Source organism: Phyllobacterium sp. MT110, assembly GCF_058792715.1.
This window is the reverse complement of sequence record NZ_JBXAFE010000003.1, coordinates 152,638-166,483: the sequence shown is the minus strand read 5'-3', so window position 1 is coordinate 166,483 and position 13,846 is coordinate 152,638. Positions and strand designations below refer to the sequence as shown.

The 13,846-nt window shown below is 60.1% G+C and carries 13 protein-coding genes and 1 pseudogene; 5 read left to right on the top strand and 9 right to left on the bottom strand.

The window, feature by feature from the left end; translation table 11 throughout:
- Nucleotides 1-18: 18 nt before the first annotated feature.
- Nucleotides 19-1,905 (bottom strand): bifunctional sugar phosphate isomerase/epimerase/4-hydroxyphenylpyruvate dioxygenase family protein, encoded by a 1,887-nt coding sequence (locus tag AC1Q5O_RS15930; protein WP_492564197.1) that lies wholly within the window; start codon nt 1,903-1,905, stop codon nt 19-21.
- Nucleotides 1,902-2,744 carry a 3-oxoadipate:acetyl-CoA acetyltransferase gene (locus AC1Q5O_RS15925; RefSeq protein WP_492564195.1) on the bottom strand — a complete coding sequence of 281 codons (843 nt, stop codon included), beginning with the start codon at nt 2,742-2,744 and terminating at the stop codon, nt 1,902-1,904. The genes AC1Q5O_RS15930 and AC1Q5O_RS15925 overlap by 4 nt, the downstream gene beginning before the upstream one ends.
- 228 nt (nt 2,745-2,972) lie before the next feature.
- Here AC1Q5O_RS15925 and aroQ point away from each other — a divergent pair, with 228 nt between their 5' ends.
- The 3 genes from aroQ to AC1Q5O_RS15910 are packed head-to-tail and all read left to right on the top strand — an operon-like array spanning nt 2,973 to nt 5,669.
- Nucleotides 2,973-3,428, top strand: coding sequence for a type II 3-dehydroquinate dehydratase (aroQ, locus tag AC1Q5O_RS15920; RefSeq protein WP_492564193.1), 456 nt, complete (start codon nt 2,973-2,975; stop codon nt 3,426-3,428).
- A complete protein-coding gene (locus AC1Q5O_RS15915; protein WP_492564191.1) occupies nt 3,425-4,315 on the top strand; it encodes a shikimate dehydrogenase in 891 nt (296 codons plus the stop codon). The genes aroQ and AC1Q5O_RS15915 overlap by 4 nt, the downstream gene beginning before the upstream one ends.
- Nucleotides 4,316-4,355: 40 nt before the next feature.
- Nucleotides 4,356-5,669, top strand: coding sequence for an MFS transporter (locus AC1Q5O_RS15910; protein WP_492564189.1), 1,314 nt, complete (start codon nt 4,356-4,358; stop codon nt 5,667-5,669).
- Between the two features lie 36 nt (nt 5,670-5,705).
- On the opposite strand, the gene AC1Q5O_RS15905 is transcribed toward AC1Q5O_RS15910, so the two are convergent.
- Entirely contained in the window at nt 5,706-6,371 is a 666-nt protein-coding gene (locus AC1Q5O_RS15905; RefSeq protein WP_464665233.1) for a TetR/AcrR family transcriptional regulator, read from the bottom strand.
- 196 nt (nt 6,372-6,567) lie between these two features.
- Between AC1Q5O_RS15905 and AC1Q5O_RS15900 the strand changes: the two are divergent.
- Both AC1Q5O_RS15900 and AC1Q5O_RS15895 read left to right on the top strand, forming a co-directional pair.
- Nucleotides 6,568-6,802, top strand: a pseudogene (locus tag AC1Q5O_RS15900) (Tn3 family transposase); the annotation flags it as partial.
- 24 nt (nt 6,803-6,826) lie between these two features.
- Nucleotides 6,827-7,291, top strand: coding sequence for an autotransporter outer membrane beta-barrel domain-containing protein (locus tag AC1Q5O_RS15895; RefSeq protein WP_492564768.1), 465 nt, complete (start codon nt 6,827-6,829; stop codon nt 7,289-7,291).
- 344 nt (nt 7,292-7,635) lie between these two features.
- Here AC1Q5O_RS15895 and AC1Q5O_RS15890 read toward each other — a convergent pair whose 3' ends face one another.
- Genes AC1Q5O_RS15890 through AC1Q5O_RS15865 form a run of 6 tightly spaced genes read right to left on the bottom strand, consistent with a single transcriptional unit; the run spans nt 7,636 to nt 13,824 of the window.
- A complete protein-coding gene (locus AC1Q5O_RS15890) occupies nt 7,636-9,060 on the bottom strand; it encodes a M20 family metallopeptidase (protein WP_492564186.1) in 1,425 nt (474 codons plus the stop codon).
- A 19-nt stretch (nt 9,061-9,079) separates the two neighbouring features.
- Nucleotides 9,080-9,952, bottom strand: a complete 873-nt coding sequence (locus AC1Q5O_RS15885; RefSeq protein ID WP_492564184.1) for an alpha/beta hydrolase-fold protein — start codon at nt 9,950-9,952, stop codon at nt 9,080-9,082.
- Complete coding sequence (locus tag AC1Q5O_RS15880; protein WP_492564182.1) at nt 9,949-10,953, bottom strand: ABC transporter ATP-binding protein; 1,005 nt, start codon at nt 10,951-10,953, stop codon at nt 9,949-9,951. The genes AC1Q5O_RS15885 and AC1Q5O_RS15880 overlap by 4 nt, the downstream gene beginning before the upstream one ends.
- Entirely contained in the window at nt 10,950-11,951 is a 1,002-nt protein-coding gene (locus AC1Q5O_RS15875; protein WP_492564181.1) for an ABC transporter ATP-binding protein, read from the bottom strand. The genes AC1Q5O_RS15880 and AC1Q5O_RS15875 overlap by 4 nt, the downstream gene beginning before the upstream one ends.
- On the bottom strand, nt 11,951-12,850 hold the full coding sequence (locus AC1Q5O_RS15870; RefSeq protein ID WP_492564179.1) for an ABC transporter permease: 900 nt from the start codon (nt 12,848-12,850) through the stop codon (nt 11,951-11,953). Before AC1Q5O_RS15870 ends, AC1Q5O_RS15875 begins: the two co-directional genes overlap by 1 nt.
- Nucleotides 12,847-13,824 (bottom strand): ABC transporter permease, encoded by a 978-nt coding sequence (locus AC1Q5O_RS15865; RefSeq protein WP_492564177.1) that lies wholly within the window; start codon nt 13,822-13,824, stop codon nt 12,847-12,849. Before AC1Q5O_RS15865 ends, AC1Q5O_RS15870 begins: the two co-directional genes overlap by 4 nt.
- Nucleotides 13,825-13,846: the final 22 nt, after the last annotated feature.

The window sequence follows — 13,846 nt, the reverse complement described above, 5'->3', positions numbered from 1 at the left end:
TAGCATCTATGCCAGCAGTTACTTTGGCATGCCTTGCGGGCGAATATGGCGTTTCTGGGCAGCGATGCGAAAAATGGCATTCGGTCCTCCATATCCCCTGTAACCGCGCCGCTCGACGATCTCGAAGAAGAAACCCTCGCCATAATTGGGACTATAGAGCTGGAAATATTCGCCATGCTCATCACGGTCATAGAGGATATTGGCCGCTTTCAGCCTGTCCGACAGATCGGGATCGAGCCCAAAGCGTGCTTCAATATCGTCGTAATAGTTCGGCGAGATTTCCAGTGGCGTGAAACCATTGGCCCTTAACACTTCAGCCGTCCTGAAAATATCGTCCGTTTCGAATGCAAGGTGCTGCATGCTGGAGCCGAATTTTTCCGCGAGGAAATGGCCCGCAAGCGTCCGGCGATTTTCCGCGCCGTTCATGGTGATACGCAGCGAGCCTGCCTCGTTCTCGACGACCTGGCTGCGAACGATGCCCGAGGGATCGATGATATCGACCACCGGCGTCTTCTTCGCCTTCAGAATCGAGGTGTAGAACAGAAGCCAAGTGAGCATTTCATCGAAATTCATGGTTTGCGCCACATGGTCGAAACGCAGCAACCCGGCACCCCCCGATGCCCCGGCGTCATCGACCGGGTCGAACTCCTCGTCCCAAATGCCGGCAAGCCCGGGCTTGTTGTCGACGAAATAGAGAATATCCCCGCCGACACCGCGCACCGCCGGCATGCTGATCCCGGACGGTCCCGCGGGCTGTTCAAAGGGCGCCGCCCCGAGGGCAAGCGCACGTTCAAACGCCGCATGCGCGTCGGCGACATCAAGACCAAGCGCATAGGCTGACATGCCGTGGACCGCATGGGAGGAATGGGCAAAACCCTGCCGCTCCGTGTTGATTACGAGATTGATCGCGCCCTGGCTGTAGCGGTCGACGCGCTTGGTTCTGTGTTTGCCGGTCTTGCGAAAGCCCAGCACCCGTAGAAGCGAGGCAAGGTCCTCTGCCTCATCCGCGCTCGCTGCAAATTCCACAAACGCAACACCGTTCACCTCGACCGAATCGGGCATGGGCGGAACGGTCATGGCAACATCCGGTTCACGCCGCACCACCTGATCGCCGAGATAGACCAGCGAGCGGTGCCCGTCGATGGCTATGGATTTCGGCGAGCCGCCGCGGAACTGGTCATTGAAGATTTCAAGGGACAGATAGCCATCATATCCCGTTGCCGCCACCGCGCGCATGAAGTCCAGAACGGGAAGATCGCCCTCGCCCGGCATGTTGCGGTAGTGGCGGCTCCAATGGAGAAGGTCCATGCTGATCAGCGGCGCGTCGGCGAGTTGGATGATAAAGATTTTCTCCTTGGGGATCGAGCGGATCGAGCCGACATCGATCTTGCGCGCCAGCGTGTGAAAACTGTCAAGAATCAGACCGATATTGGCGTGACCGGCACGCCGCACGATCTCCCAGGCATCGCGGTGATCGTTGATATGCCGCCCCCAGGCCAGCGCCTCATAGCCGACGCGCAGGCCGCGTTTGGCCACCCGCTCGCCCAGCTCATGGAAATCCGCCGCCGCACGGTCAAGGCCGCCGAGCGCCACCGGCGAGACATTCGAACACACCAGCACCAGGTCGGTGCCCAGTTCCTGCATCACGTCGAATTTGCGCTCCGCCCGGTCGAAGGTGCGTGACCGCTGCGGTTCCGGCATGCCTTCAAAATCGCGAAACGGCTGGAAAAGCGTGATTTCCAGCCCGTGATCCCGGACCATCCTGCCCACATCGCTCGCGCTGCCGTCAAAAGCAAGAAAATCATTCTCGAATATTTCGACACCGTCAAAGCCGGCCCTGGCGATCGCGCTGAGTTTTTCCGGCAGTTCGCCGCTGAGCGAAACGGTTGCAATCGATGTTTTCATAGGGCACCTCCGTGCGGTGACAGTGACAGGATCGCGCGTGCTTCCGGGCAGTTTGCCGCCCGGCGTCCGTGACGCAGGACCGTCTCGACAGCCATCTCCACCAGTTCGGCGTTGCTGCGGGCCAGCCGCTCCCTCGTGATGCGGATATTGTCTTCAAGACCCGTGCGCACAGCGTGCGCCCCGCGGCGCAGGGCCCATTCCATGACGCTTGCCTGATGACGGCCAATTCCCGCTGCCGTCCATGTTGCCTTCGGCAGAACCCGCCGCAACTCCTCCAGCAGGATGTCAAGCAGGTGTTCATCGGCCGGCAGGGCATTTTCGACACCCATGACGAACTGCACATGCGGGCGGTCATCCATCAATCCGGCATCAATCAGCCGCCGCGCGCCGTGCAGGTGCGAGAGGTCAAAAATCTCGATCTCCGGCCGGATGGCATGCTGCTGCATCCGGCCGGCAAGATCATGCACAAGCGTGGTGTGGTTCTCGTAAACGATGGAGGGAAAATTGACCGAGCCCGTCGACAGCGATGCCATATCCGGCCTGAGATAAAGCGATGAACCGCGCAGCCCCGGATCGCGTCCGCGCCCTCCGGTGGAAAATTGAACGATCATGCCCGGACAATGCCTGACGACGCCATCCTGCACTTCGGCAAATTTCTCCGGCGACGAGGATGGGCTCTCGTCGTGATTGCGCACATGGATATGCACCAGCGATGCTCCGGCCTCATAGGCCTCGTGCGTTGATTCAATCTGTTCGGACGGACTGACCGGTACGGCCGGATTGTCCTTCTTGCGCGGCACCGATCCGGTGATCGCAACTGCAATGACGACTGGGTTCATTCGGGCCCCTCCCTTGGCCGTATTGAAATCACCGCACAGGACCGCTTTTGCACCCCTTCGAGCAGCGGTTCCGCGCTCTCTTGACATGAACGTACCAGTTCGTACATTATACGTCAATCGCAGACCGAACCACCGGTGACGTCGCGATGGGGAGAAGATGGGAGGAACCATGCAGCCGAACCGCGCCTATGCGCAGCTTTGTCCGCCGTTGAACCGGGATGCAGCGCCATGACGCGTGCACACCCGATTCTGGTCCTTAACGGGCCCAACCTCAACCTTTTGGGAAAGCGCCAGCCGGAAATCTACGGCAAGGAGACGCTTGACGATGTCGAGGCGGACTGCGTGCACCATGCCACCAAGCTCGGGCTCTCCGTTGATTTTCGCCAGAGCAATGCCGAGCACGAACTGATCGCGTGGATCCACGAGGCGCGCGAACGCGTCGCGGGCATTGTCATCAATCCTGCCGGCTATTCCCACACCTCCGTCGCGCTCATGGATGCGCTGGCCGCATGTCCCTGCCCGATCATCGAGGTTCACATCTCCAACATTCACCGGCGCGAGGCATTTCGCCATCACAGCTACATATCCCATGTGGCAACCGGGGTGATCTGCGGTTGCGGCACGCAGGGCTACACCCTTGCCCTGACCTGCCTTGCCGCACATCTGGAAAAGGCCAACCGATGACGCCATCGCCATCCCCGCATTTTCTTCTGGGCCTGATCGGATCAGGCATTCAGCAATCGCGCACGCCCGCCCTGCATGAGCGTGAAGGAGACGAACAGGGCCTGCGGCTGCTGTATCAGACCATCGACCTGGAGCGAATTGGCGTTGGTCCCGAAGCCCTGCCAGACCTGCTGATCGCCGCGGAACGCATGGGCTTTGCAGGGCTGAATGTGACCCATCCCTGCAAACAGGCGATCATTCCCCATCTCGACGAACTTTCTCCCGACGCTGCAGCGCTTGGGGCGGTCAATACGGTTGTCCTGCAAGGCGGCCGCCGCATCGGTCACAACACCGACTGGTGGGGGTTTTCGGAAAGCTTCAAACGCGGCCTGCCCGGTGCGCCCCTGTCATCGGCGGTACAGCTTGGCGCGGGCGGTGCCGGCGCTGCGGTTGCGCATGCGCTTCTGACCCTTGGCGTTGGCGAACTCATCCTGATGGACAAGGATCCGTCACGTGCGGAAGAAACCGCGGCAGCGCTCAACCAGCGCTTCGAGCGTTTCGGCAACAGCCGCGTGCGCGTGTCGCGCGATTTGGCCGCCGATATGGCAACGGCCGACGGGCTGGTGCACTGCACCCCGACAGGGATGGACAAATATCCCGGAACACCACTGCCCGTCGAACTGCTGCACCCGCAACTCTGGGTCGCGGAAATCGTCTATTTTCCACTCGAAACCGCCCTGCTGCGCGCCGCGCGCCATCGCGGCTGCCGCACGCTTGATGGCGGCGGCATGGCGGTGTTCCAGGCTGTCGAAGCGTTTCGTCTGTTTACCGGGGTGAGGCCCGATCACGAGCGCATGCTGCGCCACTTTATCCAACTCGGTTCCGGAGCGAAGGAGGCCGCAGCCTGAGCCGGGCACCCATGAAAGCCTTGAGGAGGAGGAGACTTCCATGCATCAACCAACAGGTGTCAAAGCACCCAGAAAAGCGGCACTTGCCAGCTGGATCGGCAGCGCCGTCGAGTATTATGATTTTTTCATCTACGGAACGGCGGCCGCGCTGATCTTTCCAAAGATTTTCTTTTCGGCCGCCAATCCGCAGGCAGCCGCCATCGCATCATTTGCCACCTTCGGCGTTGCCTATATCGCCCGGCCGTTCGGGGCCGTCATTCTCGGTCACATCGGCGACAAATTCGGCCGCAAGAAAGTCCTGACCTTCACATTGCTGCTGATGGGCTTTTCGACCTTCATAATCGGATGCCTGCCCACCTATGATCACGTCGGCATTCTCGCACCGATCCTGCTGGTCGTCGCGCGGCTGCTGCAGGGTATCTCGGCTGCAGGCGAACAGGCCGGGGCAAACTCGATGACCCTCGAACACGCACCGCCCAACCGGCGGGCGTTCTTTACAAGCTTCACCCTCAGCGGGACGCAGGCCGGGCTCATCCTGGCAACCCTCGTCTTCATTCCGCTCACCCGCCTGCCCGAGGCAGACCTGTTGTCCTGGGCCTGGCGTATTCCGTTCTTCCTGAGCCTCGTTGTCGTCGTCGTCGGTTTCTGGGTACGCCGCTCATTGCCGGAAACACCGGTCTTCATCGAAGAGGCGAAGAAGCACGAGACGTCGAAACTGCCGTTCATAACCCTGTTCAAACACAACTGGGACGATGTGCTGCGCATTGTTTTTGCGGCGCTCATTTCCGTCGTCAGCACGATCTTCAGCGTCTTCACGCTGTCCTATGCGGTCAACACCATGCAGATCGACCGCTCGACCATGCTGACGGTGCTGGTGCTCGCCAACATTGTCGCTCTCGGAGCGATCCCGGCCTGGGCCATGCTGGCCGACCGCATCGGGCGCAAACCGGTGTTCATTTTCGGCGCTGTCGGCTGCGCCGTGCTGATCTGGCCCTATATCTGGGCGATCAGCCAGGCAAACCTGACACTGATTTTTGTTCTCGGCATCCTTTTGTCCGGCGTCGTCTACAGCGCCGCGAACGGCGTATGGCCGGCCCTCTACGGCGAAATGTTCGATACACGGGTGCGGCTCTCGGGCATGGCAATCGGCACGCAGATCGGTTTTGCCCTGGGTGGTTTTGCACCGACCATCAGCGCAGCACTGCTCGGGACCGGCCCCAATGGCTGGATACCCGTGGCGGCGTTCACGACGATAACGGCGATGATCGCCGCAATTTCCGCCGCAACCGCGACGGAGACCTTTCGGACGCCGATGGAAGATCTCGGCAAGAAACCGGTCACCATTGCGGCCTGACTACCAACCAGACAGGCGGGAGCATGCTCCCGCCTGTCATTTCTGCTGGAGCAGGCCGATCACTGCATCGGCAATCATCTGTTTGTGTTTCTGCCTGCGGCCGGGCTCGGACAGGTCGATGCGGTGGATCGCACCGAAGGTATGACGATTTGCGACCCGGAAAAAGCAGAAGGCGCTGATCATCATATGCACGTCCACCGGCTCAAGGTCGGCACGGAACAATCCCTGCGCGCGCCCTCTCTCCAGGATCGCGTCAATGATCTGGATGATCCGCAGGTTGATTTCGCGGATTGTTGTCGCCTCTGCGAGGTGTTTGCCCTGATTGATGTTCTCGATGGTGACGAGCCGCACGAAATCCGTATGGCTGTCGTCATTCTCGAATGTCTGGTCGATCACCCGCCGCAATGCCGCGACAGGATCGAGCAGATCCAGTTCCAGGGCAGATTCGATGGCCCTGATATCCGCATAGGCCTTTTCAAGCACGGCGAGGTAGAGCCCATCCTTACCGCCAAAATAGTAGTAGATCATGCGTTTGGAGGTCTGGGTCCGCTCGGCAATCGCATCGACCCGCGCACCGCTCAGGCCGAAGGTGGCGAACTCCTCAGTTGCCACGGCAAGAATATCGGCCTTGGTCCGCTCTGGATCGTTGGTTCGGCTGCGCTCGGGTCCTGACCGTTTGCTCGAAGGAAGATGGTTTGGCATGCTGGATCAATCTGTCTGCTGCAATAAACGATACCGCATAATGGGCGAACCCGTACGTACATGGCAATAGAGTGTTGAACTGAGCTGTCTTTGGCTGACAGGGCCAGGCGTCCTGGAGAACAGCATTTGTCCCAACCTCCATTAGATCAATCAACGACCGAAACGGTTTTTCCAATTGGCCCGAGCAGCACAACCGAATCTCATTTCGATTTCCCCGATCGAAAGCGAGGCTGTTTATGTACTCGATGGCCTGTTCGATCACGACACAATTCTGGAGATTGATGAGCATTTCACCGATACCGATGGTGCGAACGATCATGTTTTTGCGTTATTCGCCCTGGCCACCCCGGCCGCGCAATATCAAGGATCAGAGGTTCCACACCTTCGAGCAGGCTGATGCATATCCGGCGCTGACCGCGGGCTACGGCGCGCGGACGGCATAGGCCTTCGGTGATCTGGGATACAGTGTCAATGTCGGCAAGACGGCACTTGGGACCATCTCGCTGGAACCTTACGCTAATCTTGCCCATGTTCATCTCCGCACCTCGGGCTTCACCGATTACGGGGGGATAGCTGCCTTGTCCGGAAAGTCCAGCAGCTTTGACCAAACCTTCTCGACGCTTGGCCTTCGCGCCCAGTCCGAATTTGAATTGGATAACGGGACGAAGATCACGGCTCGCGGAGCGGTCGGCTGGCGTCGTGCCTTCAACGCCCAAACTCCCAAGGCAAAACTCAATTTTGCCGGAGGAAATGTGTTCGACATTGCAGGTGTTCCGATGACCCGGGACTCTCTCGTGCTTGAAGCGGGCTTGGATGCCAAGGTTTCGAAATCGATGACGATCGGTGCATCCTATGTGGGGCAGATATCCGGCTCCCAGCAGGCGCACGGCTTCAAGGCGAGCCTAAACTGGAAATTCTAGCTGCCCCTCACTGAAAATGCGGCACTTCGGTTCCGCCAGGAGTTGGCCCGGTCGCGGCGGGCCAACTTTCGCCATGTCAGTCCCCGCTTATGTCAACAAATCTACACGCGGACGGCCTTCCGTTTCGGCATGGGATTCGACACACAAACGGCACCCACCCGCCAGAGCTTCCCAGGTACAGACATACACAACCGTCAACGCCTGGATCTTCTACCTGTTTGTGAGTTGATACCGGCCTTGTCCTGCATCATCAGCTCGACAAGCTAGTGCCAGGCGCCTTCAGACTGATGGCCAATCTCGTGCAGCCGGCCTGACATTCCAGGCCGGCGGTTCAATCGCTCCATTCAACCCTTCGACATATCCAGCGGCGGCTCGACGCCAGCCTTGAGCGGGCTGACATAGGGTGTACGGGCCGTCTGCTGGGCGAGCGCATGTTTGGAATCCTCAAGCAGAACCGGGTTGGTGAGAACCGCCAGGCCGAGTGCCGCCATGGCCTTGGCCGCATGCACCATGGCTTTGTGCGCAGCCGGTGCCTTGCCCTGTGCAACCACCTGCCATGTATGGAAAGGCGTGCCGATAGCGACCGTCGGCGCATGCACCTGCACCGTGGGAACGACCCAGCTGACATCCGCAATATCGGTAGAGCCGATGAAAGGTCTGCGCACTGTATCAAAGGGCACAAGAAACTCCGCCAGCGGCGCATCGGTAACCGGCATGCCGATCGCTTGATAGACCGACGCTATCTCCTGCTCTGACAGAGTTTCACGAATCCGCCGGGCAAAATTGCGGTCATTGTCATCAAAAGCCGGGGCACCGAGTTCTTCCATCGCGCGGTACAGCGCCTGTTCGAGCGGCTTGTTGCCCAGCGTGTTGGAGACGGCGCTGATGATTTTCATGTCAACGCGCGTCTCGGTCATCATCGCCGCACCCTGCGCGATCTTGTGAACCCGCTCCACCAGATCGAGCATGCCCGGCAAATCCATGGCGCGAATGGAGTAACGCACTCGCGCATGGGCCTGCACCACATTGGGTGCTATCCCGCCGGTATCGAGCACGGCGGAATGCACCCGCGCATCGGAAGGCATATGCTCGCGCATGTAGTTGACGCCGACGCTCATCAGTTCCACCGCGTCCAAGGCACTGCGTCCGAGATGCGGGGAGGCTGCCGCATGGGCCGCCCGCCCGGTGAAAACAAAGTCGGCACGGGTATTAGCCAATGACAGGGCAGGCGCGACTTCCCAGAAACTGTAGGGATGCCACGAGATTGCAACATCCACATCATCGAAGATCCCGGCCCGCACCATGAAGGCCTTTGCCGCGCCACCCTCTTCGGCCGGGCAGCCATAATAGCGCACCCGTCCGGCAATTCCCTTCTCGGCCAGAAAGTTTTTCAGCCCCACTGCCGCCAGCAAAGCGCCCGCTCCCAGAAGGTTGTGGCCGCAACCGTGTCCGTTGCCGCCAGCTTCAACAGCGCTGTATTGCGTCATCCCGGCCTCCTGAGACAGGCCCGGCAAGGCATCATATTCCCCGAGGAAGGCAATGACCGGTCCGCCGTCTCCGGCCTCTCCGACGACGGATGTGGGAATACCCGCCACACCTTCCGTGATGCGGAACCCGTGATGCAGCAACTCCACCTTGTGTTCGGCAACCGACCGGACTTCCGTGTAGCATACTTCCGGCATGCCCCAGACGCGGTCGCTCATTTCAATGAGCCGCTGCTTTTCGTCCTCGACCTTTTGCCACAACCCCTGACGGTAATTCGTGCTCATCTGCTTGTTCCTTTATCTCTCAGAGTTGTGCCGCATCATCGAAAACCAGCGCGGAAGCCGGTGGAACGGCGCCTTCAAACCAGAATGCCGCAGCGGCACGCGACATGGCAGCGCCGTCATGGCCTACCCCTTCAACCCTGACAAGCCTCCAGTTGAATTCCATCCCAAGACGTTTCGCCTCGCGCTCGGCAAATCCATAGACGAAATGTGCGCGCGCATAACGTGAACGCCCCTGTGCAAGCGCCTCCGGCTGGGAGGGCAGGTTCGGGTCATCCTCGGCTATGTCCTGATCGCCGGCGAAAATATGCATCGGATAGGCAAGCCAGCGCGCAAGCTCGGTCTCGGACAGCCCGATCCCGCCTGTCCCCTCGGGAAATTGCCGTTGCAGGTCCGGCAATGTGTACCAGCCGGGATTGGCGGCAATGACAGCGGAAAAGACACTGGGATTCTGTGTCGCCAGCAGGCGATGCGCAAACTGGCCGCCGGCGGAATGTCCGAACAGGCGGGCCTGCGCCAGCCGGGTTACACCACTGGCCTGAAGCGCGGCAAAGATGCGGGCCGGAACGCCATAGAGCCATTCCTCTCGCTTGCGCGCCTCACCGTTTGCGTCCATGACAAGGCCGTTATTGTAGCTTTCGGCCTCCGGAAACTGCGCATCGGAAAATGTCGGGGCAACAATCAGCAGCTTGTGTTTCTCAGCCGCCGGTATCCAGAAATCCCGATACTCGTCGCCATTGCGCAGCATGCCGTGCTGGACAATGACTACGGGATCGTCAGGGCCATGGGCTTGCGGCCGGTAGAAATGAACGGTCAGCGGCCGGTCAGGATGGAACCTGTCAATGTGGGGTATCGCGCTGCTTCCAGTCGCGGGAATGAGGTGGACGGACGTCATGCTATCTCCGAGTTATGCAAATGGCAGGCCGCACTCTGCCCTGGAGCGACGTCCCTGAGTTCGGGGCGGCGTTCACGGCATACCGGCATCGCCTGGCCGCAGCGCGGATGAAACGGACAGCCGGTTGGTGGGTCGAGCGGCGATGGCAAGTCTCCCTTGAGCGGCTCAAAACTGCGCTTGCGCCGGCTGATGGACGGGCTGGCATGGATCAGCGAGGCACTGTAGGGATGTGCCGGCTTGCTGAAGATTGCCGCAGCGGAGCCGATCTCGACGATGCGTCCGAGATACATGATCGCTATGCGGTCGCTGATATGCCGGACGATACCCAAATCATGGCTGACAAACAGATAGGTCAGCCCGTAACGCTCGCGCAAATCCATGAACAGATTGATGACCTGCGCCTGGATGGACACGTCAAGTGCAGACACCGGTTCGTCACAGACCAGAAAATCAGGCTTCACCGCGAGCGCGCGAGCAATACCGATGCGCTGGCGCTGTCCGCCGGAAAACTGGTGCGGATACCGATCCCGGTAGGCCAGATCAAGGCCGACTTCCTCCAGTGCCTGATTGACGGCACCGGTAATTTCGCTCTTGGGCATCAGTCCGTGCACTTTAAGGGCTTCCCCGACGATCTGGCTGACACGCATGCGCGGATCAAGCGAGGCATAGGGATCCTGGAAGATCATCTGCACCTTGAGCAGGAAGTTCAGCCGTTCCTTGCCCTTGAGTTTGCCGACAGGCTGCCGGTCATAGATCACCTCACCGGCGCTTGGCTGGTGAATGCCCGTCGCCATGCGCGACAAGGTGGATTTGCCGCATCCCGATTCCCCGACGAGGCCCAGAACCTCGCCGCGCTGGATGCTCAGGTCTACCCCGTCAACGGCACGCAGGACACGTGGCGGCGCAGCCTGGCCGGCGAGGGCCAAAATACGTTCGGCCATGGAGGATTTGGCGTGGAAGTGTTTCTCGACACCCCGCATTTCAAAGAAAGGTTCAGTCACGGCCTGGCCTCCTGAACTGGCGCGGGATGGGCTGCCTGCGGCACGGGATCATGGCAGCGCAAACCCCGGCCATCGATCATCCGCAGGACCGGATAGCTCTGGGAACAGACCGGCTGCACCCGTTCACAGCGCGGCCGGAACGGGCATCCGCCCGGGCGGGCGTCGATCCGCGGTGCATTGCCGTCAATCTGATGCAAGCGCTCGCCCGGCCTGACCATGCCGGTGGATGAATTCAGCAAACCAAGCGTATAGGGATGCAAGGGCCGGTCGAGCACGTCATCAACCGTACCGGTTTCCACAATCTGGCCCGCATACATCACGGCCACACGGTCGGCAAGTTCAGCCACCACCGCCAGATCATGAGTGATCCAGAGCACGGCAGTACCGGTTTCACGCACCAATTTCTGCACTTCATAGAGAATCTGGCTCTGAATAGTCACGTCCAGCGCCGTTGTCGGCTCGTCGGCAATGATCAGGTCCGGATTATTGAGAAGCGCCATGGCAATGGCCACGCGCTGGCGCATGCCACCGGAAAATTCGTGCGGATATTGTTTCAGCCGCACTTCCGGCGAGGAAATCCCGACGCGCCCGAGGGCTGCCACCGCTTCTCTCGCCGCCTGGGCCTGACCGCAGGCACGATGTTCGAGGATCGCCTCGCACATCTGCTCGCCAATGGTCAGCACAGGATTGAGTGTTGACAGCGGGTCCTGAAAGATCATGGCGATGCGATCGCCGCGCAAATTGCGCAGGCGTTCGCCGGAAGCGCCGCGCAGGTTCTCGCCATTGAACAGCACGTCGCCCGCGACGATTTCACCTGGCGGATCGATGAGCTGCACCAGCGAGAAACCGGTAACCGATTTGCCCGAACCGGATTCACCGACCAGACACAATACTTCGCCGCGCTCGACCGTCAGGTCAATGCCATCCACCGCAGGCCATGCGCCGCCGAGCAGATGAAAGACGGTTTTGAGGCCGCGTACTTCCAATAGAGGCGCCATCACCCACCCTTTACGTTAAAGCTGCGGCGCAGGCGGTCGCCGACAAAGTTGAGCGACATGATCAGCAGCACGAGCGCGAGACCGGGGAAGACAGCAATCCAGTATTCGCCGGAAAGCAGGTAGTCGAACCCGTTGGCAATCAGCAATCCGAGGGATGGCTGGGTCACGGGAACCCCTACCCCAAGAAACGACAACGTGGCTTCCAGCGTGATTGCGCTGGCAATATTGATCGTGGAAACGACGAGGACCGCGCCAATCGAATTGGGCAGCAGATGTGCCAGCATGATGTAGGGTGTCGGCAGCCCGAAATTGACGGCTGCCTCGATGTATTCCTTGCGGCGCTCCACCAATGCCGATGCCCGCATCAGGCGCGCATATTGCGCCCATTGCACCAGCATAATGGCGAAAATCACCTTGTCCACGCCGCGTCCCACCGATGCCAGCAGGACGAGGGCAACAAGAATGGACGGAAAACCCAGCATGAAATCGACGATGCGCATGATCAGTGCATCCACCATGCCGCCCAGCTGGGCGGCAAGCAGGCCTGCCGCAACCCCGATCGTCAACGCGCCCAGCGTTGAAAGCAGGCCAACCAGGAGGCTGGTGCGCAGCCCAAATAGGATGGCGCTGACCATATCGCGGCCTTGCGCATCGGTTCCCAGCCAGTAGACCGAACCGCTCATGCTCGCGGCCCCGGGCGCCAGCCGGTTGTCCATGACGCTGAGCGTGGCAAGATCATAGGGGTTTTGCGGGGCAATCAGCGGGGCAAAGACCGCAAGCAGAACGAGGCAGGCCAGCAATATGCCGGCACCGCGTGTCGTCGGCTTTTTGCGGATGCCGCGCAAGACTTTGCGGCGCAGCGGCGTCGCCGTATCATCCGGAATGATCGGCTTGTTCATACCATGTCTCCGGACAGTTTCACGCGCGGATCAAGAACCGCATAGAGTACGTCGACAATGAAATTGACGGCCACGAACAAAAGCGTTGCCAGCATCACATAGGCAACGACGACAGGGCGATCGAGCTGATAGATGCTGTCGATCAGCAATTTGCCCATGCCCGGCCAGGAAAAGACTGTTTCCGTGATCGTGGAGAAAGCCACAAGGCTGCCAAACTCAATACCGACCACGGTGACGACGGGGATGAGGATGTTGCGCAGCACGTGCCTGCCGACGATACGCCGGCGCCTCACGCCCTTTGCCCGGGCAAATTTCACATAATCCTGCGTCATGGCTTCCGTCGTGCCGGCAGCCACCAGACGGATCATCAGCGCCATGTTCGGTATGGCGAGATTGAGCGAAGGCAGAATCAGATGCCGCAAACCATCCGTGGTAAACAGGCTGGTCTGCATGCCGAGAAATGCAACCGTTTCGCCCCGTCCGGCGGTCGGCAGCCAGCCCAGCGCCACGCTGAACAACAGAACCAGCATCATTCCCTTCCAGAAACTGGGCAGGGAAAAGCCGATCACAGTACCCGTCATAATCACCCGCGACGCGCGGCTATCGGGATTGAGGCCCGCCAGCAGACCCAGCGGAATGCCGATCACGGCGGCTCCCGTCATCGACAGGAGCACCAGTTCGAAGGTCGCTGGCAATCGGGCGAGGATCAGGGAAACGACCGGCACGCCGTGCACGAAGGAAGTGCCGAGGTCGCCCTTCATGGCATTGAGCAGAAAGGTGAAATATTGCTGCCACACCGGCAGATCCAGTCCAAGCCGCTTGATCAGCGCCAGCCTTTCGGCGGCGCTGACCTGCGGCGGAACCAGCAGTTCAACAGGATCACCAATGCCATAGACGGCGAAGAACACAGCGACGGATACTGCAACAAGAACCAGAGCACTCTGGATCAGCCGCTGAAGAATATAAGCTGTCATGGCATATCACTCAGATTTCTGT